The sequence below is a fragment of the Rhodopirellula sp. SH410 genome (assembly GCF_055811895.1).
The window spans coordinates 1,664,936-1,691,183 of the sequence record NZ_CM147949.1 but is presented as its reverse complement, the minus strand read 5'-3'; the positions used below and the strand labels follow the sequence as shown (position 1 = coordinate 1,691,183).

The 26,248-nt window shown below is 58.4% G+C and carries 18 protein-coding genes; 13 read left to right on the top strand and 5 right to left on the bottom strand.

The features are described 5' to 3' along the window. Positions 1-216 precede the first annotated feature (216 nt). The 4 genes from SH410x_RS06345 to SH410x_RS06330 all read left to right on the top strand — a co-directional run bounded on the left by SH410x_RS06345 (position 217) and on the right by SH410x_RS06330 (position 8,833). Positions 217-1,197: a serine/threonine-protein kinase gene (locus SH410x_RS06345; protein ID WP_473675654.1), complete on the top strand. Its 981-nt coding sequence runs from the start codon at positions 217-219 to the stop codon at positions 1,195-1,197. Then, the gene (locus SH410x_RS06340) at positions 1,194-1,931 is read left to right on the top strand and encodes a toprim domain-containing protein (protein WP_473675652.1); all 738 of its coding nucleotides are present in this window, start codon (positions 1,194-1,196) and stop codon (positions 1,929-1,931) included. Before SH410x_RS06345 ends, SH410x_RS06340 begins: the two co-directional genes overlap by 4 nt. 268 nt (positions 1,932-2,199) lie before the next feature. Next, positions 2,200-4,116 (top strand): Xaa-Pro dipeptidyl-peptidase, encoded by a 1,917-nt coding sequence (locus SH410x_RS06335; protein WP_473675650.1) that lies wholly within the window; start codon positions 2,200-2,202, stop codon positions 4,114-4,116. A gap of 2,170 nt (positions 4,117-6,286) precedes the next feature. Beyond that, a complete protein-coding gene (locus tag SH410x_RS06330; RefSeq protein WP_473675648.1) occupies positions 6,287-8,833 on the top strand; it encodes a DUF7133 domain-containing protein in 2,547 nt (848 codons plus the stop codon). A gap of 606 nt (positions 8,834-9,439) precedes the next feature. Here SH410x_RS06330 and SH410x_RS06325 read toward each other — a convergent pair. Further along, positions 9,440-10,492 carry a site-2 protease family protein gene (locus SH410x_RS06325; RefSeq protein WP_473675646.1) on the bottom strand — a complete coding sequence of 351 codons (1,053 nt, stop codon included), beginning with the start codon at positions 10,490-10,492 and terminating at the stop codon, positions 9,440-9,442. 217 nt (positions 10,493-10,709) lie between these two features. Here SH410x_RS06325 and SH410x_RS06320 point away from each other — a divergent pair, with 217 nt between their 5' ends. The 6 genes from SH410x_RS06320 to SH410x_RS06295 all read left to right on the top strand — a co-directional run bounded on the left by SH410x_RS06320 (position 10,710) and on the right by SH410x_RS06295 (position 18,301). Further along, positions 10,710-11,372 (top strand): gluconolactonase, encoded by a 663-nt coding sequence (locus SH410x_RS06320; protein WP_473675644.1) that lies wholly within the window; start codon positions 10,710-10,712, stop codon positions 11,370-11,372. Between the two features lie 12 nt (positions 11,373-11,384). After that, on the top strand, positions 11,385-12,887 hold the full coding sequence (locus tag SH410x_RS06315; protein WP_473675642.1) for a hypothetical protein: 1,503 nt from the start codon (positions 11,385-11,387) through the stop codon (positions 12,885-12,887). Between the two features lie 159 nt (positions 12,888-13,046). Beyond that, positions 13,047-14,936: a 2-oxoacid:acceptor oxidoreductase subunit alpha gene (locus tag SH410x_RS06310; protein ID WP_473675640.1), complete on the top strand. Its 1,890-nt coding sequence runs from the start codon at positions 13,047-13,049 to the stop codon at positions 14,934-14,936. Between the two features lie 139 nt (positions 14,937-15,075). Continuing rightward, a complete protein-coding gene (locus tag SH410x_RS06305) occupies positions 15,076-16,086 on the top strand; it encodes a 2-oxoacid:ferredoxin oxidoreductase subunit beta (protein ID WP_473675638.1) in 1,011 nt (336 codons plus the stop codon). Positions 16,087-16,329: 243 nt separating this feature from the next. Beyond that, positions 16,330-17,271: a cysteine synthase A gene (cysK, locus tag SH410x_RS06300; protein ID WP_473675636.1), complete on the top strand. Its 942-nt coding sequence runs from the start codon at positions 16,330-16,332 to the stop codon at positions 17,269-17,271. Between the two features lie 133 nt (positions 17,272-17,404). Continuing rightward, entirely contained in the window at positions 17,405-18,301 is an 897-nt protein-coding gene (locus SH410x_RS06295; RefSeq protein ID WP_473675634.1) for a DMT family transporter, read from the top strand. Positions 18,302-18,413: 112 nt separating this feature from the next. Here SH410x_RS06295 and SH410x_RS06290 read toward each other — a convergent pair whose 3' ends face one another. Next, on the bottom strand, positions 18,414-19,208 hold the full coding sequence (locus SH410x_RS06290) for a hypothetical protein (protein ID WP_473675632.1): 795 nt from the start codon (positions 19,206-19,208) through the stop codon (positions 18,414-18,416). 398 nt (positions 19,209-19,606) lie between these two features. On the opposite strand from SH410x_RS06290, the gene SH410x_RS06285 reads away from it, so the two are divergent. After that, positions 19,607-20,476 (top strand): hypothetical protein, encoded by an 870-nt coding sequence (locus SH410x_RS06285; RefSeq protein ID WP_473675631.1) that lies wholly within the window; start codon positions 19,607-19,609, stop codon positions 20,474-20,476. Between the two features lie 5 nt (positions 20,477-20,481). On the opposite strand, the gene SH410x_RS06280 is transcribed toward SH410x_RS06285, so the two are convergent. Both SH410x_RS06280 and SH410x_RS06275 read right to left on the bottom strand, forming a co-directional pair. Beyond that, positions 20,482-20,646: a hypothetical protein gene (locus tag SH410x_RS06280; protein ID WP_473675629.1), complete on the bottom strand. Its 165-nt coding sequence runs from the start codon at positions 20,644-20,646 to the stop codon at positions 20,482-20,484. Positions 20,647-20,654: 8 nt separating this feature from the next. Next, positions 20,655-21,023, bottom strand: coding sequence for a hypothetical protein (locus SH410x_RS06275; RefSeq protein WP_473675627.1), 369 nt, complete (start codon positions 21,021-21,023; stop codon positions 20,655-20,657). Positions 21,024-21,293: 270 nt separating this feature from the next. Here SH410x_RS06275 and SH410x_RS06270 point away from each other — a divergent pair, with 270 nt between their 5' ends. Together SH410x_RS06270 and SH410x_RS06265 are read left to right on the top strand one after the other, a co-directional pair. Continuing rightward, positions 21,294-23,765, top strand: a complete 2,472-nt coding sequence (locus SH410x_RS06270; protein WP_473675625.1) for a heavy metal translocating P-type ATPase — start codon at positions 21,294-21,296, stop codon at positions 23,763-23,765. Next, positions 23,762-24,937, top strand: coding sequence for a CynX/NimT family MFS transporter (locus tag SH410x_RS06265; protein ID WP_473675623.1), 1,176 nt, complete (start codon positions 23,762-23,764; stop codon positions 24,935-24,937). Before SH410x_RS06270 ends, SH410x_RS06265 begins: the two co-directional genes overlap by 4 nt. A gap of 126 nt (positions 24,938-25,063) precedes the next feature. On the opposite strand, the gene SH410x_RS06260 is transcribed toward SH410x_RS06265, so the two are convergent. Then, entirely contained in the window at positions 25,064-26,245 is a 1,182-nt protein-coding gene (locus tag SH410x_RS06260; RefSeq protein ID WP_473675622.1) for an alkaline phosphatase family protein, read from the bottom strand. Positions 26,246-26,248: the final 3 nt, after the last annotated feature.

The following is a 26,248-nucleotide window of genomic DNA, read 5'->3' as shown; positions in this document are numbered from 1 at the left end:
ATTTTTGTCTGCTGATTGTCGCTCGGCTCTCCGAGCCGGTAGTGTTAGGGCATTCGCTTTCAGTCCGGAGAGCCACGCGACACTCCATCGGAGCGACACTCCATCGGACGCGACACTCCATCGGACGCGGCACTCCATCGGACGCGGCACTGAGGTACCATCGTGAAAAACGTGTCCTCGCATGAGCCCGCTCCGACACAGTACAATGAGGATACCATGAACGAACCTACCATTATCCTATCAGGCACCGATCCTGATTTGCCCAATCCGGTACCACCGGGGCTGAAACGATACACGGGATTGCGTGAGATGGCGCGGGGGGCAACCGCGCTCCTGCAGTCCGCGTTCGACCCGGTGACGGGGCGGTCCGTGGCGATCAAAAAGTTACTGCCCGAGAAAAAGTTCGACCGAATCGAGCGACGCCGGTTATTGCGAGAAGCCCGCGTGACGGCGCAGCTCCAGCACCCCAATACCGTTCCCGTCTACGACATCGGGGACGACGATATCGACGGCATCTATTTCACGATGAAGCGGATTTCAGGCGAAAATCTGTTTGAGATCCTCAAACGCATCGCTCGGGGAGATAACGAGGCGATCGAGGCCTATCCGATTTCTTGGCGATTGGAAATTGTGGCTGGTGCCTGCCAGGCATTGGCGTACGCTCATGCCCGCGGCGTGATTCACCGGGACGTCAAGCCGGAGAACATCTGGGTCGGGAACTTTGGCGAGGTCATCCTCCTGGACTGGGGCGTCGCGAAAGTCTGGGGACACCCGGACGACAACAATCCGCTACACGAAAGCTCGCTGGCGATTCGCCCCGAGGCCGTACGTGAAGAAATCGAAGCTCCCCAGCTGCAAACACTCACCGGCGGCGGCCAACGGCCCGGCACCCCCCTGTACATGTCGCCCGAACAAATCGTCGGTAACCGGACCATTGACGAACGCTCGGACGTCTTCAGCGTGGGCGTCGTGCTGTACGAAGTCATGGCGATCCGCGAGCCCTTCCGTGGCAAAACGATTGACGAAACCTTCGACAATATTCGCCACCGCGAGATTGAACCACCGAGCGAGCGGTCGCCGCAGTACGACATCCCCAAGGCCGTCGACGATATCGTCGCGAAAGCACTGCAGAAGCGACCCGAAAAACGCTACCAGTCGATGCGGGATCTGATTTCTGATTTGAAAGATCTCGTGTGATCGCCTACGGACGACAGCCGGTTCACTATCCATGTACCGCTGTCGGTAAGGTCCGGACCGGTGACACCGTGGGGCGGCAAATCACTGTGCAGGACACAGAATGCCTGATCGTCGAAGGCGACAGTGCCGCCAAATCTGTCGATCAGGTTCGATGCAGACGCCAGCAAGCGATCTTGGCACTGCAGGGCAAACCGCTCAACGCGGCCAAAGCCTCCCACGAAACCGCGATCCAAAACGAGATTTTCCTACGGATCTTCGCTACCCTGTTGGGCCATCGTCGGGGCAGGTCGACGGGCGTGGATCAATGGTGCCAGCGGCTGGCGGACCCATCGGCGTGCGTTTACGACAAACTGGTCTTGCTGATGGACCCCGACGCCGACGGGATACACTGCGGCGTTTTGATGATGGCATTTTTTCGGCGTTTCGCCCCCGAACTGATCCGCGCGGGGCGGGTGACCGTCGTCCGCCCCCCGATGTTTGTGTTCCGACTACCCGAACAACCCCAGCTCGACGTGTCCCAGTGGCCGGTTGCCTCCAGCCCCGAGCACGCCGCGGCCGTCGAGCGGACGCTCCGCGACCACGGCATCGATCGCTTTGAAAAAGCGCGGCACCGGGGTCTGGGCAGTCTCGACAGCGTCCTCCTTCGCCACTCCTGTGTCGACCCAGCATCACGCCGCGAGAATCGATTAACGATCCCCGACGCTGATGCCGCCATCACCCTATTCGGCGGCTAATCGTCGTTTTTCGCGAGGCCCCGTCGTTTTAATGCTTGGCGATTCTAGCTCGATTCGCTCGTTCCCCGGCTCCTCTCTGGGAACGCCCTGCACCGCAGGCCCCGCCTGCGGTGCATGACCAGGGGAGGCGACGCAGCCCCCCAAGGCAATGTGTTCCCAGCTCGGAGCACCTGTCGAGCTTGCCGAAGTGAGTTATCATTGGGGGGAGATCGCCAGCCACGTTTAAGTTGCATCATCATCACGCGGACATCACCTTCGATTGACTTCCATGCGAATACTTGCCCACCACCGCCTCGTTGTTCTCGCTCTGCTCTCCTGCGGTTTTGCCGGTTCACCGCTGATTGCTGCCGAGGCGTCCGACAAAGAGAAAGCACCTGCGAAACCGAAGTTCGTCGACGGCGAGGCCGCGAAAGTCCCCGGGTTCTCAGACTCGGATTACTGGATTCGCCAAGACCTGTGGGTGGAGACCGAGTTCGACTCCGACGAGGATGGCAAGCTTGACCGAATGCACGTCGATGTCACGCGGCCACGGCAAACCGACTCGGAGGGATTGAAGCTGCCGGTGATCTATGAAACCAGCCCCTACTTTGCCGGCACGGCGCCCGATTCCGACGACTCGATGTGGTCGCCCAGGCAAGAACTGGGCGCGACACCGACGCCCAGACCAACGATCGGCCCCTTCGAACGCTCGGGAGTCCGTCCGATCATTTCCAAAGATCTCGTCGCTGAGTGGGTGCCGCGTGGTTTCATTGTTGTCCACTCGTCTTCACCTGGAACCGGGCTCTCCGAGGGCTGCCCAACTGTCGGAGGCAAGAACGAATCGCTCGCTCCCAAGGCGGTCATCGATTGGCTATGCGGCCGCGCCAAGGGATTCACGACGCCGGACGGTGATGAACCGGTGACCGCCTATTGGTCGACGGGCAAAGTCGGCATGACGGGCACGTCGTACAACGGCACCTTGCCACTGGCGGCTGCCACGACGGGAGTCGAGGGATTGGAAGCGATCATCCCCGTTGCTCCCAACACCTCGTACTATCACTACTACCGCTCCAACGGTTTGGTCCGCCATCCCGGCGGCTATTTGGGCGAAGACATCGACGTACTCTACGATTTCATTCACAGCGGCAACCCCGAACTTCGCGAACACTGCGATTGCATCATCCGCGAAAAAACGATGCTAGCTAACATCGACCGCGAGTCCGGCGACTACAACGATTTTTGGGCGGGGCGTGACTATCTAAATCAACTCGATCATGTGCATGCCGCCACACTGATGTCGCATGGCTTCAACGATTGGAACGTGGTCCCCGAGCACAGTTACCGAATTTCAGCGGCGTTGAAGAAACGGGGCGTGCCCGTCCAGATTTACTACCATCAAGACGGACACGGTGGACCGCCGCCGATGAAGATGATGAATCGCTGGTTCACGCATTATCTCTTTGGTGAAGACAATGGTGTCGAAAAAGATCCAAAATCCTGGATCGTCCGCGAGGGCAAAAAGCACGACGAGCCAACGTCCTATGCCGACTACCCCAACCCCGATGCAGCCCCAGTCGATCTGCACCTCGTTGGCGGTGCTCCACAGCAGGGCAAGTTGTCGTTGTCGACAGACGAGTCTCAAGGCAGTGAAACGCTCGTCGACAATTTTTCGTTCGATGGTGAATCATTAGCTAAAGCGGATTGGACCGAGCATCGGCTGATCTACGTCTCGCCTGAACTATCAAAACCTTTGCATCTATCGGGAACCGCCTCGATCCAAATTCGGCTGGCGTGCGACCGACCGGCCACCAACCTGTCGGTGTGGGTGGTATCGCTACCGTGGACGGACCGCGCCCGTGGTGGTCATATCAACGACAACCTGATCACGCGCGGATGGGCGGATCCCCAAAACGCGGAGTCGATTCGGGATAGCAAACCGCTCGTGCCGGGTGAATTTGTCGACATCAAGTTCGACTTGCAGCCCGATGATCAGATCATTCCCGCCGGTCAAAAGATCGGTCTGTTGATCATGGCGAGCGACCGTGACTTCACCCTGTGGCCCGATCCAGGCACCGAACTGACGGTCAATCTGCCCGCGACTAAATTGACGCTACCTGTCGTCGGCGGCGCGGTGGCCTTGGAAGAGGCGTTCACCCCCAAGCCAACCCCGGAACCCGACGCGGACGAAGCGAAGTCGAAAGACTGACCCAGCATTCCTGACTCAAACACGCCCCAGCCATTGACAATTCGCGTGTTAAACCCGACCGGCTTGTTGAACGCCATCCGCGAGTCGTTAAGGAACGAGCGGAAAATAAGTGGCCGAACGCTCTGCGGTCGGAACGGTCGACCGCGGAGCGTTCGACACCGTTTCAGACAGTAATCTCCCGCTCGTTCCTAAGGACACGGATCACCCGTGGTCGACTCCACGGGAAATAAAGAGGGGCACCGCCCTCTTCCACAACCATTTTTGATGCGAGCGATGGGCGTTCCCAGGTCTCGCTCCAAGGTCCCGACCGTACCGTATCGCGCCAGCATTACCGTGCTGATTCTTCGCGTGTCCACAAAACAAGTCTATCCTTTCGCGGGAAATTTGCTTGCCCCACGAATTCAGTGAGGTGGTGACCTGATTCCGGGCGCGCTCAGGGCTTAGGATGACCGTTCTAGGAGATTGCCTGAATGAGCAAGAAGCCTCTCAATGGCACCAGCAAGTCACGATGTCAGTTCACCGATCAATTTAAGAACGATGCGGTTCAGATGCTCCTCGCTTGAACCCTCGCCCCAATCGGTTCACGACGTCCCACCAGGCATGGATAGCCAATAGGCCTGTGAGGATAGTTTGCAAGTGCGATGGGGATCGCACCGACCTTGCCACCGCGGAGTTGACGGGCCGCATCCAGTCGAACGGTTCCAGATAGCTCGCAAACAATACACCTAGCAACCGCGAAGCAATTAAACTCGAGATGGGTAGTGGATCTTGTTAAAGATCCCATCGGCATAGGATCTTTTACAAGATCCACCACCCCAGTTATTGCTGCAAATGATCGGACCGTTGGCCCTGCGACGATGATTGGTGTCCACAACCGCAGGCCGATGGCCGCAGGCCGCAGGCCGATGGCCTGGGCTAGGTAAACTGCTAGAGCTTCGCCCCGAAGCGGGCATGCTCTGTAAATTACCCCCGTCGCATTTTCCATCCGGTGCTGGTGAAGAAAAAGAACGCGGAGACGCGAGAGCCGGGGAGACGCAGAGAAGAGCGAGGGTCAGAGGCGGTGAGGGGCTTTCTCTGCGTCCTTGCGTCTCCCCGTCTCTGCGTTGAATTCTTCACGACGATACGAGAATGGATAAAGAGGGGCACCTAGTTTTCAATCTGGGCTGCGGAGGTGACGGGCCCGTCCAGTCGAACGGCTCCAGATAGCTCGCAAACAATACACCTAGCAACAGCGAAGCAATTAAACTCGAGATGGGTAGTGGATCTTGTTAAAGATCCCATCGGCATAGGATCTTTTACAAGATCCACCACCCCAGTTATTGCTGCAAATGATCGGACCGTTGGCCCTGCGACGATGATTGGTGTCCACAACCGCAGGCCGATGGCCAGGGCTAGGCAAACCGCTAGAGCTTCGCCCCGAAGCGGGCATGCTCTGTAAATTACCCCCTTCGCATTTTCCATCCCCTTGTTAAAGATCCCATCGGCATAGGATCTTTAACAAGATCCACCACCCCAGTTATTGTTGCAAATGATCGGACCGTTGGCCCTGCGACGATGATTGGTGTCCACAACCGCAGGCCGATGGCCAGGGCTAGGTAAACTGCTAGAGATTCGCCCCGAAGCGAGTAAGCTCTGTAAATTACCCCCGTCACATTTTCCATCCCGTCACACGCATTCCCCCCGGATCGATCACTTCCCCGCGAGCTTGCCTGGGCATATTCATCACCTCCATCAGCCTCACGCTTTGGGGCAGTGAGCCGATCGAAATGGGTACGCAAGCCATGATCGAAGACAACGATTCATTGCGTGTCTCTTGTCCCTCTTTGAACGCAAGCGGCGATCAGTGCGATGTCGAGTATCTCGCTGGTGCTGGTTTTACCACCGGATCGCAATATCAGTTAATCATGATTTGTCGGGCCTGCCAGACAGCACAGCTGCAATTTTTCAAGTACGATTGGCACCCTTGACCAGTCTCCAAGACCTCACGACTGCCGCGATCAGGCTAACCTGTGCGGATTCTCGAAACACGAAAGCACGTGTCGCTTGCCCTCACCACGGACTGATGTTGTTCAGCGGAGTCGATGACGACACCGGTCGTGAGAAGATCTTTCGGGCTGCCTGATTCGGTTTTCATCCATCAGTGAACTACTTTCCCGCAGGGAACCTTATTGTGAATCCGCGACGTCTGCCTTTTGCACTCGCTGTTCGACTCCAGGCCCGCCGACTTCATGGCGTTGCAATATGGACTCTGCTGCTGTTGTGCTGTGTCGTCTCGCCCGTGCACGGCGATGATGATCTTCCAGGCGGTGGCCAAGCGACCCCGGTGGAGTCGATTTCATTGCCAGTCGGTTTTCGCGCTCAATTGTTGCGATCTGCGAATAAGGGCGAAGGGTCATGGATCAGCATGACGTTCGACGATCGCGGCCGAATCATCCTGGGACGCGACAAACGGGGTGTGGTCAGGTTGTCTTTGAGCGATGATCGTGAGCGTGTGGATCACTTTGAAGTGATCGAGAACACCTTGCCGCATTGCCGTGGAATTCTCTGGGCGCACGACAGCCTGTATGTGTGTGCAACCAACGCCAGCGGATTCTATCGGTTGCGTGACACGAACGGTGATGACCAGTTTGATTCCGCTGAAGAACTCAAGTCGTTCGACTACCAGAGTCGCTATGGTCACGGTCCCAATCAAGTTGTGTTGGGCCCCGACAACATGCTGTACCTCGTCAACGGTAATGACGTGGCATTCCCAGAGGGTTTCGAGGTCGATTCGCCCTATCGAGAGCCCCAGGACGACCACCTGTTGCCCGAATCGCGGGACACCGTCGCGGATATTCGCGTGGGGCATGTTGTGAAGACAGATCCCGAGGGTAAGAACTGGGAGATCATCGCGGGAGGTTTCCGTAACCAGTTCGACGTGGCCTTCAACGATGACGGCGAAATGTTTACCTATGATGCTGATATGGAATGGGACATTGGGCTGCCATGGTACCGCCCGACTCGGTTGAATCACGTTGTCTCCGGCGGCGAATACGGTTGGCGCTGGGGCACGGGCAAGTGGCCGGAGTACTTCGCCGACTCTCTGCCCACCACGCTCGATACCGGACTGGGTTCACCCACGGGTTTGGAGTTTGGCACGCGATCTCACTTTCCACGCAGATACCGTGACGCGTTGTTCATGGGCGACTGGCAACACGGCCGTATTTTCCAGGTCCAATTGTCACCTCGCGGCGCCAGCTATGAAGCAGAGTACCAAGTGTTCCTGGAAGGCGGCGCGCTGAACGTCTGCGACCTCACGTTTGGCCCCGATGGAGCCATGTACTTCATCACCGGAGGTCGCGGTTCTCAATCGGGACTGTATCGAATTACTTACGATGGCTCCGATGTCGCGGCAGCATCACTCACTGCTGAGCAAACGGAGCAGGCACAGCAAGCCTCTTCGGCACGTGCACTGCGGCACGAACTGGAACAATGGCACAGCAAACGCGACGCCCAGGCGATTGACGCGGCGTGGCCGCACTTGAATAGTGCAGATCGCTGGCTGAGATTTTCCGCGCGACTGGCCATTGAACGCCAGGACCCTGCACTGTGGCGCGAGCGTGCGTTGAACGAATCGCGACCGACAGCGTCGATTGCCGCACTGCTGGCGCTGGCTCGACTGGGGCGTGCTGAGGATCAGTCCGAGTTATTGGCGGCGCTGGATCGCCTGCCGCTGCATACGCTGGACCGAGAACAATTACTCGACGCGCTACGGGTCTGGCAATTGAGCTTCATCCGCCAGGGCCATCCTTCTGAATCGGACCATGCCCAAGTGCTGGCGAGACTGGACCCGTTGTATCCACAGGCAAGCAGCTATGTGAATCGTGAGTTATGCGGTTTGCTGATCTACCTGCAGGCACCCGACGTGGTACCGCGCACCGTTGAATTGATCCGCACGGCGATCAGTCAGGAAGACGTCGTCTTTTATTTGCAGCGGCTCGCTCGTGTTACCGAAGGCTGGACGGCAGAGACGCGTGAGTCCTTTTTCGATTCGCTGCTGGCCGCTCGCAGATACCGGGGTGGGAAGTTGTTGAGCGTTTCCCTGCAACATATCCATGAAGATGCGATTGCCACATTGACCAATGCGGAACAAAAACGTCTGAAACCTCGGCTGGACATGCTGGCACTTGCCGCCGAGGAACCTGACGGAGGCGAATCGCTTTCCGCCTCGTTTGTCAAACAGTGGACGTGGGAAGAACTGGAATCAGCACTGCCACGGACGCGTCACGGTCGGTCATGGGAACAGGGCCGCGCCGCACTGGTCAAAGCGCAGTGCATGAAGTGCCATCGTGTGAGCGAACAGGGCAGTCCCACGGGACCGGATCTAACGCACGTCGGACGTCGCTTTGACGAACACGCACTCCTGGAATCGATTGTCCAGCCTTCCAAGGTAATTGACGAGAAGTATCGCCTCAGCACCTACGTGCTGGACAGTGGCCAGGTCATCACCGGTCGACCGATCGGCGTATCCGCAACAGTGATCACGGTCCAGACCGATTCACTGCGAGCGGAAACGGTGGCGCTAAAGCGAGCGGAAATCGAACAGACATCGCCGGCAAGTCTCTCGCTCATGCCATCCGGTTTGATGGACGTGCTGACGCTCGATGAGATACTCGATCTCATCGCGTATCTAAAATCCGGCGGCGACCCGCAGGCAGACGTTTATCAAGAACGCTGATTCCGTGACAATCGCCACGACGAAGTTGTCCGCGACGGTCCTTGGACTCCTTGTTTTGCACGTTGATTACCACCGACGACAACAGACACTCGATTTGACAAATTCGTTCGCTCCGATAAAAGCGGGCTAGCGAATTCGTTCGCCCGTGCAGCTTTGCAAATGTTCCGGGACGACGGGCCGAGCATCGTTCGGCATATCCACGACTCGCTGCAGGAGTTCAAACAGGCGACATATTCGACGACAGTGAAAATGTTGTCCGAATCCGAGAGTCCGAGTCCACGACCGCAGGCCGATGGCCTGGGCTAGGTAAACTGCTAGGGCTTCGCCCCGAAGCGGGCATGCTCTGTAAATTACCCCCGTCACATTTTTCATCCGCATGTTAAAGATCCCATCGGCATAGGATCTTTAACAAGATCCACTACCCCAGTTATTATTGCAAATGATCGGACCGTTGGCCCTGCGACGATGATTGGTGCCCACAACCGCAGGCCGATGGCCTGGGCTAGGTAAACTGCTAGGGTTTCGCCCTGAAGCGGGCATGCTCTGTAAATTACCTCCGTCACATTTTTCTTCCCGAGTCTGGGAGAGACTCGGCTACTCATTTCGCTACCCAACGCCCTCCAACAAATTGCGGCTGAGGAGAATCGAGTAGCCGCCGAGTACTCCGAGGGCGATCGCGCCGACGTAGACGAACCAAATGGCCAGCGTCGCGATCAGTCCTGGCGGACGAACAATCAGCGCCTCGTACATGTGCACGATCAGCGCCGCTCGGTTGGCCATGGGCATCGTGACCAGAGCCGTGGGTTGCATGGCCTCGTCGAGCCATCCGATCGCTTCGTCGGGGATCTCGTCACGTTCGGGTTGGGGCAGTGGTCGATCGCGCAGTCGATGGATCAGCGACGAGACTCGAAACGTCGTCGGCAGTGATATCATCAGTGGGATCGCAAGGATCAAGACCACCGGGCTGCCGGTGAATAATGCAAACGCGAACATCACGCCGATGCCCGCGAGTCTCGCAATCAACTCCAAGATCGGCGAACGACTCAGCAGCGTCAGATGCACGATCCAACCGCCATCGAGCGGCATGATCGGCAGCAGGTTGAGTACGTTCAGCAGCAGCCCCATCGCGGCCAGCTCGAACATCCAGATCCGTTCCGCCATCAGCCCGGCGGCGAGCAGCGGCAGCGAGAGCAGAATCCCAGGGACGGGTCCGGCCAAATAGACGAGCGCCTTCTTCCAAGGTGAAATGTTGAAATGCCGACCACTGACCGCAGCGCCGAGAAACGGCACGAAAAACATCTTCACGTTGCGGTAACCAAACGACTGCATCGCGATGTAATGCCCGGCTTCATGGATCAACAGCACGACGACGATCATCAACACCATCCACGCATCCCACCAAGCCACGCCCAGAGCAATGAACACGGCGAGGGAAACGACGAGCGTCAGAAGTTTGGCAACGCCTCCGGTCGATTTGTTTTCGATCGCCCGCACCGCTGCGATCAGCCTCAGGTCACCGGTCGCATCGACAAACTCGCCCGAATCGCCGCCCTCCGCACACGCCTCGGCGGCGCCGGCGACCCCACTGTCGTCATGATTGACGATTGGCAAGGCAATCGGTGGCCGCAAGATCGGGAGGAATTCATCGGAAGAGTTCATCCTTCCAAGCTACCAACCGACCGACCGTCTCGCCACTAAACGGGCCGGGGGGTGAACGGCATGAGCGAAATCAGTACTGGAGAACGAACTGCATAGGCAGCCCGACTTTTCGCCACCTTCCCCCTAGCCCCCCTCACTTCCACAGCGATGTGATACTATTGTGAACGACTGCGGACGCACCTTTTCCGCAACCTGTCCCCACGCCCGAGGTAAAAAAATGAATTTGACTTTGTCTCGCCCCACATCGCTGTTATCGGCCCTCTGGTTCTGCGGTGTGACCGCGGGTGCTCTCCTGACACCTCCATCAGCTTTCGCCGCTCCACCGGCGGCGGCCACAGAAGCTGCCGACGCCCAGCCGTCCGCCTCGCCGACAGCAAAAATTGAAATTTTTGGCGCGGGCACCCTGGTGGTCCCAGCCGAGTTCAAAACGGCGAAAAAAGCCAATAACATCATCGACCACGAGTTTGCTGTCAGCGTCGGTGAGGGTGCCAACGTGCAAACGGCCCGTGTGACCATGATGCCCGCCAGTGGCGGTGTGAAGGCAAACATCGATCGCTGGATCGGCCAGTTCAGCGGCACGTCCAAGAAGGTCACCCCGACGGAAGAAACCGTCAGCGGGAAGTGGGACGTCTATGTGGTGAAAATCTCCGGCGAATATGCCGAGCGGATGGGTGGCGGCCCGTTCGCAGGTGGGCGATTTGTCAAACGCACCGATTACGCCATGATGGGAGCGATCCTCATCGAGCCGGACCAGGATTCTCCTGAGCAGCCCGAATTCGCCCACCGCAGCGAGTACTTCGTCAAGATGATCGGCCCCGAGTCGGTAATCGACGCCCATAGCAAGGCGTTTAAGAAAATGGTCAATTCCGTCGGTCAATAATCAACTACGCGTGTGAATACTCAATCTTTTCTCGATCACCACGGTATCGTCCGCAATCCTTTTGCTGAGGAGGATGCGCAAACCGATCCGGTGTTCAAGCAGCACTGCATCCGCAACGCCTACCACCCCGCGTGGGACAAGGTGTATGGCGATCCGACTGAACCGGCGACCGCGATCATTTTCGGTCCCAAAGGGTCGGGAAAAACGGCGATGCGGCTGCAGATCGACCAGCATTTGGTCCAGTTCAATGCGGAGCATCCTGGCGACCGCGACTACATCATTCGCTACGACGATTTCAATCCGTTCCTGGATCACTTCTGCGAGCGACTGGGCAAACGGGCTGCGCGCAAACCGGAGAAAGCGCTCGATGCGTGGCGATTGTGGGATCACATGGACGCGATCATGTGTCTCGGCGTGACCGAATTGATCGACCAGGTACTGTCCGATGAAGATCGTTCACGGGCGGACGATGGCAACCGCATCGATGCGGATCTCGTCAAGAAGCTCGACCGCAACGACGCTCGCGACCTGTTGTTACTCGCGGCGTGCTATGACCAATCGACAACGTCCACCTTCACAGGCCGGTTCGCACAACTTCGCCAGCGTCTGGGATTCAGCAACTGGACCGCATCGATCGATTTTTACTTTGCGGTGGCCTGGTCCATCCTGGTCACGATCGTGATTGGCACGCTGTTCTGGAACTCGGCCGATGAGGAGGGTATCCGGACCTGGAATCTCCTGTGGCTGATTCCGATTCTGATCTTTTTCGGCAAATTGCCCTACGTCATCCGATTGGTGAAGAACCACTTCGCCGCCGCGGGGATCCATCGGCACATGCGGGTGGGCAAGCGGGAGACCGGTGCCGTTCGCAAGGTATTGATGCAGTTCCCAGCCCGGGAGCTCGAGAGTCAGCCGATGCCGCGTTACGACCGCACCGACGATCGCTACGAATTGCTACGGAAATTCCAGGGACTACTCTCGCGACTCGGCTTCGACGGCATGATCGTGCTGATGGACCGCGTCGATGAACCGCACATGACCGGTGGCAAACCTGAGTTGATGCGTCGTTTCGTGTGGCCATTGCTCGACAACAAATTGCTCAAGCACCCTGGGCTCGGCTTCAAAATGATGCTGCCTGAAGAGCTGTACCGGGACACCGAGCGTGAAACGCGTGAATTCCACGAGCGGGCTCGGTTGGACAAGCAGAACGTGATCCCCGCCTTCCAGTGGACCGGCGAATCGCTTTACGATTTGACCCGTGCACGCATGAGCGCCTGTGCCGCCGAGGGCCAAACCCCCGAGCCCCGCGATCTCTTTGACGATTCGCTGTCGTACGAAAAGATGCTCGTCGCTTTTGAGTCGTTACGGGTACCGCGGCATTTGTTCCGTTTCCTCTACCGGGTGGTGTCTGAGCACTGCAATCGATTTACCGATTCGGACCCGCAATTCAAGATTGAAAAGTCCACGTTTGAGACGGTGTTAGCGGTTTACACGCGAGAAATGGCGCGTGAATGAGCGTTGACCATTCCCACAAATCAGTAAAAAAGATACGATTAGGGTGATTTTGACGCGCCCTATCGATCGATAGAATCGCTAAAGTCCCTGCCATCATGCCTTATGTGTGGATTGCGGCACCGTCGTTTCTCCCATCAGCTTCCTTTACCCCGCCCTCCCATGATCGACTCCAGCACTCCCCCGGCCACCACCAAGACGATCGAAACCGTTGCGGGTATTACCGTACGATTGTGCGGCGACTCGGGTGACGGGATGCAGTTGCTCGGGACCCAGTTGACCAATACGTCGGCGTTAGCGGGCAACGACGTCGCGACCTTCCCCGATTTCCCCGCTGAAATCCGCGCCCCCCGTGGGACTCGCGCGGGGGTCTCAGGGTTTCAGGTACAGTTTTCCAGCCATGAAATCTTCACACCCGGTGACACGCTTGACGCCCTGGTCGTGATGAACCCCGCCGCGATGGTCACCAATCTCAGTGACCTTCGCAAAGGTGGGATCCTGATTGCCAACGAAGACGGCTTCAACGACAAAGAATACAAACTCGCCAAAGTCGAGAGCAATCCACTCGATGCCGACGTGATCGATCAGTCCTATCGTGTCGTTCGCGTCGCGATGACGAAGCTGACCCGCGACGCGGTCAGTGAGTTTGGGTTGAGCTCGAAGTTTGCCGATCGCTGCAAGAACTTCTTCGCGATGGGTCTCGTGTACTGGTTGTTTGGTCGTTCGCTCGACCCCACGCTGCGTTTCATCGAGGAGAAATTCTCGAAGAAGCCCGACATCATGAACGCCAACATCGCCGCTCTGCGAGCGGGCTGGGCGTTTGGTGAAACGACAGAGGTGTTCGGGGAAAGCTATCAGGTCGAAGCGGCCAAGCTTGAGCCGGGCACATACCGCAACATCATGGGCAACCAAGCCCTGGCTTGGGGCCTGATTGCCGCCTCATCCGTCAGCAAGAAAGAGTTGTTCTACGGCACCTATCCGATCACGCCCGCCTCGGACATTTTGCACGAACTGACTCGCTACAAGAACTTTGGCGTGCGAACGTTCCAAGCCGAAGACGAAATCGCAGCCATTGGTGCCACCATCGGCGCGGCCTTTGGTGGTTCGATGGCTGTCACGGCGAGCAGCGGACCGGGGATCGCGTTGAAGGGGGAAGCAATGGGGCTGGGCATCATGCTCGAACTGCCCATGATTATCATCAACGTCCAGCGGGGTGGCCCCAGCACGGGTCTGCCGACGAAGACCGAACAGAGCGACCTGTTGCAGGCCATGTACGGTCGCAACGGTGAGGCACCGATGCCCATTCTCGCTCCCCGCTCGCCCGGCGATTGCTTCGCGATGGCCGTCGAGGCGTGGCGGATTGCCGTCGAGTGCATGGTCCCCGTGATGGTGCTTTCGGATGGTTACATTGCCAACGGCAGTGAACCGTGGAAGATCCCTGAAATCAGCGACCTGCCCGAAATCCAGTGCACGCACCCCGTGGCAAGTGATTCCGGTGAACCGTTCCTACCCTACGCTCGCAATGAGAACCTGGCCCGCCCGTGGGCCATTCCAGGCACACCAGAATTGATGCACCGCGTCGGGGGACTGGAAAAGGAAGACGGCACTGGCAATGTGTCGTACGATCCTGATAACCACCAACACATGACGGATATCCGCGCGGCCAAGGTTGCGAAGATCGCTGAGCGGATTCCTGCCCAGGAGGTCTTTGGTGCAACCTCTGGTGACGTCTTGGTCGTCTCTTGGGGTGGCACCTATGGGGCTTGCTTGACCGCCGTGGCACGCTGCCGTGACGCCGGGCACGATGTCAGTCATGCCCACATTCAGTACATGAATCCGATGCCCGCAAATATCGGCGAGTTGCTCCGTTCGTTCCGTACGATTCTCGTGCCCGAACTCAACACCGGACAGCTGCGAATGTTGCTGCGTGCGGAATTCCTCGTTGATTGCATCGGTATCAACAAGATCCAAGGCAAGCCGTTTGCGGTTTCTGAACTGGTCGATGAAATCACCCATCACGCCACGACGCTGCGTCAAGTCAAAGCCGGATAGCACTTCGATTCGGAACCTCACCGCGATCATGACCTCGAGTCATGATCCAACATCGAATGCCTCTCGAGTCGAATCCCACCTGACTCGCTGCCCAACATTACCCAACTCACTCCAAAGCCCATTTCCTTCTGGCTTTCCCATGAATCTACCCGTTCTCAAAGCTGCTGATTTCGCTTCCGATCAAGACGTCCGCTGGTGCCCTGGGTGTGGCGACTACTCGATCCTGGCGCAGATGAAGAAGATACTGCCTGAACTCGGGTATCCCCGTGAAAAGACGGTTTTCATCAGTGGCATCGGCTGCAGCAGCCGGTTCCCGTACTACATGAACACCTATGGGATGCACAGCATCCACGGCCGTGCTCCAACCTTTGCTACGGGCCTGAAATCAACTCGCCCGGAGCTCATGGTATGGGTCATTACGGGCGATGGCGACGCACTGTCGATCGGTGGGAATCACTTCATTCACTGCCTGCGCCGTAACCTCGATATCAACATCGTGCTGTTCAATAATCGCATCTATGGGTTGACCAAGGGTCAATACAGCCCAACGAGTGTCGAGGGACAGGTTACCAAGAGCACACCGATGGGCGCGATCGATCATCCGCTCAGCCCGCTCTCCGTTGCGCTCGCCGCCGAAGCGACGTTTGTGGCGCGTAGTGTCGATGCCCACGTCAAGCATCTCGGTGAGACGCTCAAGGCCGCCGCGGCGCACAAGGGCACCTCCCTCGTCGAGGTTTATCAGAACTGCAACGTGTTCAACGACGGTGCGATGGCCTACGCCCAGGAAAAGAAACAACGGGTGGAGAACGTCGTTGAACTCGAACATGGCAAGCCGCTGATCTTTGGCGCCAACGGTGAGAAAGCCGTTCGCATGACAGGCAGCCGCTTGGAAGTCGTCAACACCGCCGACGTGCCCACCGACGACCTGTTGATTCACGACGCTCATGAGCCGAACCCTGCCATCCAAATGATGCTCGCTCGGATGCGTTATCCAGAAATGCCTGAGCCGATCGGCGTGCTGCGATGCGTCGAGGGTATCGCCACCTACAATGACCAAATCAACGAACAGGTGACTGCTGCGAAAGCCAAGAAGGGCGAAGGCGACCTGAATGATCTGTTCCATTCAGGCGACACCTGGCAAGTTGCATGACATGTGGTGGTCACACTGACCCACCACGTTAGCGATCTGCCGTTTGGCACGACATTGACGTCACCGTTTGTGAGCCGAGTGCCGCAAGGCATCCGGTGACACCGCCAGACCGGCCGCTTACGCGTCTCGGCTCAATCGATCGACAAGGCCCGCTCGCGGGCGGAAGGCTCGTCGCTTTCGTAGCCCGAAGCGTCAGCGAGGGATGGGTTTCCAGACTGAAAATTTGACTTAAAGGATTAGATCATGGCTCGTGGAAAATCTTATGACAGTATCGCCCGTAGCATCGGTGATACCCCGATGGTGCAAATCAATCGATTGGTGCCCGCCGGCGGTGCGACAGTGTTTGCGAAATGCGAGTTTTTCCAACCGCTTAACAGCGTCAAGGATCGCATCGGCGTATCGATGATCGAGGCCGGTGAGCGAGACGGCAAGATCAACTCGGACACCCACATTGTCGAAGCGACCAGCGGCAATACCGGCATCGCACTGGCCTTCGTCTGTGCGGCCAAAGGCTACAAGCTCACCCTGACGATGCCCGAGTCGATGTCCGTCGAACGGCGAGCGCTGCTGCGTGCCATGGGTGCGAACCTCGTCCTGACGCCCGCGGGCGATGGGATGAATGGCGCGATCGCAACGGCGCAAAGCCTGGTCGACAAAACGGACAACTCCTTCATGCCTCAGCAGTTCGAGAACCCTGCCAACCCCGCAGTTCATGAAGCGACCACGGGGCCCGAAATCTGGGAAGATAGCGGCCACCAGATCGACGCGATCGTGGCAGGCGTGGGGACAGGCGGCACGATCACGGGCGTGGCTCGCTACCTGAAAAAAATAAATCCAGATTTTAAGGCGATCGCTGTCGAGCCGACCCACTCGGCCGTGATCAGTGGCGGTTCGCCGGGCAAACATCGGATCCAAGGCCTCGGTGCGGGATTCATCCCCAAGAACTTAGATACCTCGCTCATTGATGATGTTGTCTTGATCGATGACGAAGACGCGTTCGCATGGGGCAGGCGTCTGGCGAAAGAAGAAGGGATTGTTGCCGGGATCAGCAGCGGAGCCAATATGTGCGCCGCTGCCCAAGTCGCCGCCCGTCCAGAGATGAAGGGCAAACGCATCGTGACGATCATGTGCAGCCTCGGCGAACGCTATCTCAGCACGCCGCTATTCGGTGATCTCGGACTGTAGAGGGATGCGTCCCCGCACTCGACGACATCGGTAAAACCTCGTTGAACCGCGCGCCCATCGGGCCGCGTTTCATTGGCTTACGCGGGGCCATGCCCACGCCGTTTCACAAAACAACTTACGCACGCGTGCTTACTTGGAAGACCACGGAGAGCCACGCGACTATCTGAAGCTACACTTCATAGTATTCCTGTGGGGATTCACCGGTGTGCTGGGCGAGTTGATCGATCTTCCTTCGATCGAGCTCGTCTTCTATCGCTGTCTACTCTCGTCGATCACGTTGGGAGTGGTACTCGGTCCCAAGTGTCGCGTGCCGATACGCCGCGCCGCGGCCATGTTCGCGACCGGGGCCATTATCGGGTTGCACTGGGTACTGTTCTTTTTGGCGGTCAAGATCGCCAATGTCTCGGTGTGCATGGTCGGCGCCGCAACGATTTCGTTGTGGACGGCACTACTCGAACCGATCCTGGTGCCGGGGCGAGTATTCAAACGCATGGACCTTGCGTTTGGGGCACTCGTGATCGCGGCGGTCGCCATGATCTTCCAGAGTGAGATGCAGTATGCGGTGGGCTTCCTCGTCGCGATCACTGCAGCCATCGCCGCGGCCGTATTCTCGATCATCAATGGAGCGTTCGCCAAACACACCCCACACCGCGTGATCGCATGGTACGAATTGACGGGGGCCTGCGTGTTCTGCGCACTCAGTCTGCCGATTTCGGCCCGCTGGCTGAGCGAAGGACGGGGCCTGGACCTCGTCCCGGGGCCGATGGATTGGGTATGGTTGGTGGTGCTGGCCGAGGTATGCACGGTCTACGCCTACAGTGAATACGTCGCGTTGTTAAAACAGTTGTCCGTGTTCACGATCAACTTTGCCAATAACCTCGAACCTGTTTATGGGATCATTTTAGGCGGAGTGATCCTCGGCGATTACCACCACTTGGGCGTCGGTTTCTACATCGGCGCGGCGATGATCGCCGTTCTCGTTCTAACTCACACTCGCATGTCGCGTCGCAAGCGATTGACGATCGGTTGAGCGAAATCGTGCTGCCTCCAGGAGGGTGCGATCAACGCTCCCCTGACTTTGGTGGGGGCGATTGAAGCCTCACAGACCCTTGCCATGAGGGAACTTAAAAGCGGCACGATCTTTAGAGTCTGCGCGGACGATACAGGTCCAACTCCGCCCGTCCGGCCAGTCGAGCGTAGGTCTCCGCGATCTGTTGCCAACCGGCACGCAGCTCGTCGGCCGCTTCGGAATGGTCTGCGGAGGTGAGGCGATAGAAGTAGTCGACCGGCAACTCAAAATCTCGCCGCACCGACTCGATGGGGAGATCGGCAACGATGATGCACTCGCACTGAATTTGCTTGGAGTCATTCTCGCCGATGGGTTCACCGCTGAGTGTTAACACAAAATCCGGCGGGATTTCGCCATCGTCACCCTCCGACGTTTCGCCGTTTTCGTCGTCATCCTCATCGATCACGTCGACCAGCCCAATCGAGTCAACAAACGTGTTGGCGAAACATCGCCCGCGCAGCAAATCTGTCTCCAGCACCGATTGCAAACCGTCTTCGATCCACTGCCGCATGGTGATTGGCAACACGAATGCGGCCCCTTCACGCTGCGCCGTGATCGCTTCGATGGCCAGCGGTGAGAGACTTTGGTCGGGCAACATCGGCATCGCGTCCTCCCAGCGAGACGCGAGCGATTGATCGCCGAGCCAGTGACGGGCGAACCAATCGTTGACGAAGGTGGGGCCAATTCGCGGGTGCTTGATGCCAGCCGTCGAGGCCCAAGCATCCACGCCAGCGAGCAAGGTGACGTTGTAACCTAGGTATCGACCATACAGAGCGGCTTCAATTCCGAGGGGCGTCGTACCGAGCACAACGATCGTGCCCGGCGGATCGAGCGTAGGCAAGTCATCTGGGGCGGAATCGGAGGACATGGTGTCGTTCGTGGTGGTGCGTGCGGGTTGCTGGAATCCGCGGCTGGTTATACCTCACACATACTCCAGGTAGAACCTGTGCGGCGCGATTACCATTCAAATTGCGCGGGCAGGCGCATTCACTTTCCCCCCTTTCGTTTCCGAAGCAATTGAATTCGCCTCGCCCGAGGTATGGAAGTTCCACATCCTGGCATCCAAAGCCGATAAAATCAGGCTCATTCGGCGGACGAGCCAAAATGATTGCGATCGGCCTTCCAACAAAGACCGTGCGACATGCATGGTGTGACGACGAGGCCGATTTCTGCTGGCGGTACCTTCCCAGCGATGAATTCCGCATTGTCGCCCCTGCTGAAAAACAGTAGTGCGAGTTCCCGACAACCTCCGGCAGCAAGACGACGGTGCTCGAGAAAACCGAAACCCGAATACTGGGCGAATCATTGACTGCGACCGAAAGCCTCTCCGCCATCGCGACAGAATCACCGGAGCAATTCGGGTCGAAGCCGCGTTGGTTTGCGAGGGGAATGGCCGTGGGATTGCTGGCGATGGCGAGCCTGAATTCGCTGTCGTACTTTGTCCGCTCAGAGCACTGGGGTAGTTTGATCGGGCAGTCCCGTGGCCCCGGTGAAGCGATCGGCTTCCCGTTTAAGATCTGGGAGACCGGCAACATGTACGGTGGATACTTTGCCGACTACCCGATGATCGGACTGAACGTATTGGTCGGGGTCGTGTTGAGCCTACCGATTGCAATCCTCTTAGCGGCCCACGCCGATTGGCTCAACAAACTGCTGTTTGATAGTTTCGCAGAACTCGATCTCTTGGGCGGGAGCGATGCCTCATCGCAGCCGATCCAGTTCAGCTTGTTGAGCATGATGGTGGCGACGACGATTGCCGCCATCATTGCGATGATCGCCCGCTTGTTCGCGGCACGCGTCGAAACGTTGCTCGCCATTGATGCACTCGGGCCGTTGGTCCTCGTCTCCATCGCGATGCTGCCTCGCCATCTTTCGTGGCAACAGCGAGTTGGAATCATTGCTCCTGCGGCACTGATTTTGATCGCCGTCGCGATTGCGGTGGGTCATGCACTCTCGATCGAGTTCGACAAAGTACTGATGGGCATATTCTTATGCTGGACACCCCAGAGCGGGATCGCCGCGATCGTGATTGGGATCGTCGCGTTGGTGCAGATGTCGAGACAGCAAAGCGATCGCGACGCCGCCGAGCCACCCAAAAGCGACACGGGGCCAGGTGAGACGAATCACACCGTCTAGACTGTTCAGCCTTGTTCGCAGCGGGCAACGTCTTCCCAGCGGGCAAGGTCTTCGCAGCGGGCAAGGTCTTCCCAGCGGGCAAGGTCTTCGCAGTGAGTCATGCGTTCCCAGTGGACCGCGGGGCACCTGCCCACGCGGTCAACCTGGAAGGCTGCGAAGAGTCGGTGCATCAGCTCCATTAAAAATGGGGACGACCGAGAACGTGAACACCGTTGATGTCCAGATGAATGCCGCTACCAGAGCGGTAGCCAGGGTAGTATCCAGGCCGGTAACCTGAACGGTATCCGTATGGGATGGCGCCGTAGCCCGAACGATAGCGGTAACTCGGTGCGTAGGGTGAGATGCCGTACCGGTAACCGGCACCGTATCCGTGACCGACTCCGTGCCCGTGACCACCACGGTAATGACTGCCTTGGTGAGCGTGGTTACGATGGGCACCGTGGTTGCCATGACCTCCGTGGTGGCGGTCGGCGGCCGACGCGTTCGAAGCCGGGGCCAGAAAACTTAACGATACCGCCATGGCGGCGATTGCGAGCATGCGTTTCATTGGATTGTCCTGCGGGGGGGAAAGCGATGGCGAAAGCATTCCGCCATCGATAGTTATTTACAAGCACGTTACGTGCCAATCCAAAAACCACGTTATATATTACGCAAACCGAAAACAAATGACATCAAAACGACTACACCAATGTAGTCAAATCGACAACACCCGCGTTTTTTGCTTGCGTGCGGCAACTGAGTCGGGTGTCGCAGGCTATAACTGGCAAACATTCGCAGGCCTCTTCGCACCGATGCCCCAACAGACCGTTTCAATCGCATGGAAAAAATACAGATCACGGTCAGCTCGGTGGTTCCCGGCATCGACGATCCCGCTGACGCCTGTTGCGCCCGATTCGAACGACTGGTACGGGCGCGCGACGGTGTCGACCGGGTCCACGTCACCGCGAGTGAGGACGGATCGGCAGGTCAGTTCTGCATTCACTTCGACCCCTCGCTGATTTCGCTCTCCGAGGTGCGGGAACTAGCCCGTCGCACGGGCGCGCACCTCGATCAACGCTACGGCCACCTCAGCGTTCGAATCGAGTCCATAGCGGCGAGTCGTGCTTCGGCGATTGCCTCTCGATTGTCGCGTATCGATGGGGTTCTCGAAGCGGTCGTTTCGCCAGACGGAGCGGTCCGCGTGGAATATGATCGCCAACAGGCCAACGAAGCGGAGATCTCCCATACCTTGGAGGACTGGTCGTCACAAAGGGCCACCGAAGAGCCTCCCCAAGGTGAATCCGGCCATGATCATTCGCACTGCCATGACCATCACCACGGTGGCATTTTTGGCCCCCGGAGCGAGTTGATCTTCGCCATTCTCTGTGGCGTGTGTTTGCTGGTTGGCTGGCTGCTGGAGACAATCACGGCAAGCGACGAGTGGATCTCGATTGGTTGTTATGTCGCCGCCTACTTCTTTGGCGGATATTACACGATCAGCGAAGCGATTGAGAAAATTCGCTCGGGCAAGTTCGAGATTGATTTCCTGATGATCGTGGCGGCCGCGGGCGCAGCGTCTTTGGGTGCCTGGGCGGAGGGCTCGCTGCTGCTGTTTCTGTTCAGCATCGGGCATTCGCTCGAGGGCTACGCGATGGGTCGCGCGAAACGGGCGATCGAAGCGCTTTCGGAGATTGCGCCCTCAACGGCTCGGGTGCGACGTGATGGCACGGACTTCGAAGTCGCTGTCGAAGACCTGGTCGTCGGCGACATCGTCGTCGTTCAGCCCGACGAACGTGTTGCGGCGGACGGCTTTGTAATCCAAGGCGAAACCAGCATTGATCAAGCACCGATTACCGGCGAGAGCGTGCCGGTGGACAAACAACCCGTCGACGACGTGTCCGCTGCGGCCGCAGACCCCGAGTCGCTGGGGGCCGAACACCGCGTATTCGCGGGCACCATCAACCAATCCGGCGCGATCGAGATCCAAGTCACCAAGCTTGCCGCGGACAATACATTGGCGCGGGTCGTCACGATGGTACGTGAAGCCGAGACACGCGTCTCACCGACGCAAAAGTTCACCAAGAGGTTCGAGCTCTACTTCGTTCCATCGGTGATCACGATCGTGATCCTGCTGCTGTTCGCACCGCTGTTGATCGATGAAGCCTTCCGCGATTCGTTCTACCGGGCGATGGCGGTATTGGTGGCCGCGAGCCCCTGTGCGCTCGCGATTTCGACTCCGAGCGCCGTCCTGAGCGGGATCGGCAGGGCCGCTCGCGGGGGCATTCTCGTCAAGGGCGGCGGTCCGCTGGAGAGTCTCGGTGCCCTGGACGCGATCGCCTTTGATAAAACGGGCACCCTGACCACGGGCGAACCGAAAGTCACTGACGTCCGTGCCGCCCCAGGCGTCGACGAAACGGAACTGCTGCGAATGGTCGTCGCCGTAGAGAGCCTGAGTAAACACCCACTCGCCAAGGCCGTCGTGCGGGACGCCGTGAAACGACTCGCAGCGAGCGACGAGCAACGCGAGAGCGCAGGTTTGCTGGCGACAGATCTGACCAGTCTGGCGACAGATCTGACCAGTCTCACGGGGCGTGGCCTGCGCGCGGTTGTCCAGGGCGAACTCGTTCACGTGGGCAACGCGAGATTGTTTCGTGAAGTCGACGGGGCAGCGTTGCCAGAGGCGATTCGTTCAACGGACGATTCACTGCAGCAAGCGGGCCGCACGACCATGATCGTTCGCGTGGGAGACCGCTATCTCGGCGTGATCGGCCTGATGGACACGCCCCGGGACGCGTCCGCGAAAACGATTTCCAGGCTCCGAGAGCTGGGTATCAAGCGGATGATCATGATCTCGGGTGACAACCAGCGAGTTGCCGATGCGATCGCCCGTGAGGTGGGTCTCGACGAGGCCCACGGCGGACTGATGCCAGCGGACAAGGTCGCTGAGATTGAGAAGCTGCAGAGCGCCGGCGGGGTGGCCATGGTGGGTGATGGCGTCAACGACGCGCCCGCGATGGCAGCCGCGTCGGTGGGGATCGCGATGGGCGCCGCAGGCAGCGACGTCGCATTGGAAACCGCCGACGTGGCGCTGATGGCGGACAACCTCGAGCATCTGACGCTAGCGATCGGCCTGAGCCGTGCCACTCGCCGGATCATCCGTCAAAACCTATGGATGAGCCTGGGGATGGTCGCTTTCCTCGTCCCCGCAACCATTCTCGGACTCGACATCGGGCCCGCTGTGGCGCTTCATGAGGGTAGCACGTTGGTGGTCGTCATCAATGCGTTGCGACTGATGGCCTATCGCGAATGACTCAGTCGCGATCGGAAAGACTGTTATTGATAGCGGGTATCCTGCTCATTGCCGTCAACCTCCGCCCGGCCCTGGCCAGCGTTGGACCGCTGGTCGATGACATCCACCTGGCGACCGGCCTGAGCAACTCCATGCTGGGACTGCTGACGACGCTGCCACTGGTTGCCTTCGCGGTGATTTCGGCGTTGACCCCGCTGTTCACTCGCCGTTTCGGCATTGGCGGCACGCTACTCGGAGCGATGGGGTTGCTGGCCGTTGGCGCCGCGCTACGATCCATCGACTCGGTTCCCGCTTTGTATCTAGGCACCGTTTTGGCGGGCATCGCGATCGCGTTTGGCAATGTACTATTGCCCAGTCTCGCCAAACGCAACTTTGCATCTCATTCGGGAGTGGTCACCAGCCTCTATTCAGGCGCGATGGGATTGGGGGCCTCGCTCGCAGCGGGTCTCAGCGTTCCCCTCGCCGCTCACCTCACACTGGGCTGGCGTGGGGCGCTCGGATTCTGGTCGATCCCTGCGTTGATCGCCTTTGTGGTTTGGCTACCCCAACTGAGTCGTCTACGACGATCCGAATCGAAACGCAGCTTCCAACAGGCCATACGGGATCTGGGGACGTCCGTGCTGGCGTGGAAAGTCGCTCTGTTCATGGGGCTGCAGTCGCTCACGTTCTACGTGGTCTTGGCTTGGTTGCCTGCCATCATCATGGACCGAGGATTTGATGCTGAGTTTTCCGGATGGATGCTTTCATTGTCGCAGGCCACCGGGGTCATCGGTTCCTTGATCATTCCGATTTTGGCGGGGAAGCGTGCCGATCAGCGCGCCATTGTCTTGTTTTTGGCGGCGATCGAACTGGCGGCACTCGCTGGACTGCTGCTCGCGCAGGGCACCTTCATTATTCTCTGGGTATCTGTTCTCGGGTTCGTCTTGGGTGGTTCATTTGGGTTGTCGCTGCTGTTTCTAGTCGTTCGATCCAAACACACCGAGACGGCAACGGAACTTTCGGGGATGGCCCAATCGATTGGCTATCTCGTCGCCGCGACAGGCCCCACCGTGTTCGGAAGCCTATTTGACCTGACCGGATCCTGGTCCCTTCCACTGATCTGCTTGTTCTTCACCACAGGGATCAAACTCTACGTCGGTTTAGGAGCGGGAGCCCCGGAAACTGTCGACTGAGCCCCGGCTCTCAACGGCCCGTTAGCCTGGACCGCTAAATCTCTGCATGGTGCGCGATGAGCATGCCACATACTCAGACGTTGGATCGAGGAGCGATCCATGACACGATAAGCTCCCTCGCCCTGCCTACTCCGCCACTGCTTGCACGCATGGAAGTGGTTTGGCGATCTCCGGATTGGACTGCGTGAAGTCGTACCCCAACGCTGCGGCGACGGTTGCTGCGACCTGTGATTGGGTGAGCTGGAGATGATCGGCGTGTCCCGGCTGGATGCCTGGCCCCATGGCGGCGGCCCAGATCACGTCGCAGCCTGGGATCGAAGTACTATGCGATTTCCATGAGATCGGATCATCGCCTCGGCCGTGGTCCGACGTGATGATCAACGTTGTGTTGTCGCGGTATCCGTCCATGGACTGAACCGTCTCCCACAACTGGCGGACGTAATCGTCATTGCGTTGAGCGGACTCGAGATACAGATCATACCGCCCCTCATGCGCCCAATCGTCGACCTCACCGAAGGACACGTAGAGCACGCGTGGACGCTGACTCTGCAAATAGATCTGTGCGGCTTTGAAGGTGAAGTAGTCATAACGCACGCTGCTCCATAGATGCGGGGTCTCGGCGGCGAGAACATCGAGTTGCTGCAGTTCATGGAGACGTTGTTCGTCGGCGTCATTTCCCGCCGGGAGAACGTCAGCCACTGGCATCCACCCGGCGTTCACCAATACGCCACTGCGTTTGTCATTGATGATGTATGGGAACACATCCCATGAACAGAACGCGGCGACGCGGCCGTTGAGATCGGGCTTGCGATTGAGCCATTCCAGCACCGTGATATTCTCGTTGTACACCTTCGCGTTGGAATCTACTGCGGGATCAGCATGCCCGCACAACAACTCGTTGTACCCGGGATAGGAAAAGTGACGATTGTTGGTGAGGCGGACCGACGACTCTTCGGCGGGATTTCCGTAGAGCACGCCTTCGGTGGCGACCTTCGACCACAGAAAGGGCATGAGTTTCTCGCGGCCGACAGCGGGGTCCTCGACCAAGAATCGTTCTTGGGTCTCACGAAGATTCTTGGCACCGGCCTCTGTCGAGATCAAGCGTTCGTCTGCGCCGCGAAAGACGTCCTGCCAACGCATCCCATCGAGAGTCACCAGCAACACGTTGCGATCCGATGGTCGTCCCGCGTTCTCTGCCGAAGAGGTCGATGGCGGCGACTGGGCCATCACCGCATGTCCGGATACCAGACTGCTCAAACCGATCCAGCAGCATGTAAAAAGAAGTAACTTCAATCGCGCGTGAGTCATTTT

Bases quoted from the DNA above. Each gene is read 5' to 3' on its own strand.
- SH410x_RS06345 (WP_473675654.1), top strand. From the start codon at position 217: ATGAACGAACCTACCATTATCCTATCAGGCACCGATCCTGATTTGCCC.
- SH410x_RS06335 (WP_473675650.1), top strand. From the start codon at position 2,200: ATGCGAATACTTGCCCACCACCGCCTCGTTGTTCTCGCTCTGCTCTCC.
- SH410x_RS06325 (WP_473675646.1), bottom strand. From the start codon at position 10,492: ATGAACTCTTCCGATGAATTCCTCCCGATCTTGCGGCCACCGATTGCC.
- SH410x_RS06320 (WP_473675644.1), top strand. From the start codon at position 10,710: ATGAATTTGACTTTGTCTCGCCCCACATCGCTGTTATCGGCCCTCTGG.
- SH410x_RS06310 (WP_473675640.1), top strand. From the start codon at position 13,047: ATGATCGACTCCAGCACTCCCCCGGCCACCACCAAGACGATCGAAACC.
- SH410x_RS06305 (WP_473675638.1), top strand. From the start codon at position 15,076: ATGAATCTACCCGTTCTCAAAGCTGCTGATTTCGCTTCCGATCAAGAC.
- cysK (WP_473675636.1), top strand. From the start codon at position 16,330: ATGGCTCGTGGAAAATCTTATGACAGTATCGCCCGTAGCATCGGTGAT.
- SH410x_RS06290 (WP_473675632.1), bottom strand. From the start codon at position 19,208: ATGTCCTCCGATTCCGCCCCAGATGACTTGCCTACGCTCGATCCGCCG.
- SH410x_RS06280 (WP_473675629.1), bottom strand. From the start codon at position 20,646: ATGCACCGACTCTTCGCAGCCTTCCAGGTTGACCGCGTGGGCAGGTGC.
- SH410x_RS06275 (WP_473675627.1), bottom strand. From the start codon at position 21,023: ATGAAACGCATGCTCGCAATCGCCGCCATGGCGGTATCGTTAAGTTTT.
- SH410x_RS06270 (WP_473675625.1), top strand. From the start codon at position 21,294: ATGGAAAAAATACAGATCACGGTCAGCTCGGTGGTTCCCGGCATCGAC.
- SH410x_RS06265 (WP_473675623.1), top strand. From the start codon at position 23,762: ATGACTCAGTCGCGATCGGAAAGACTGTTATTGATAGCGGGTATCCTG.
- SH410x_RS06260 (WP_473675622.1), bottom strand. From the start codon at position 26,245: ATGACTCACGCGCGATTGAAGTTACTTCTTTTTACATGCTGCTGGATC.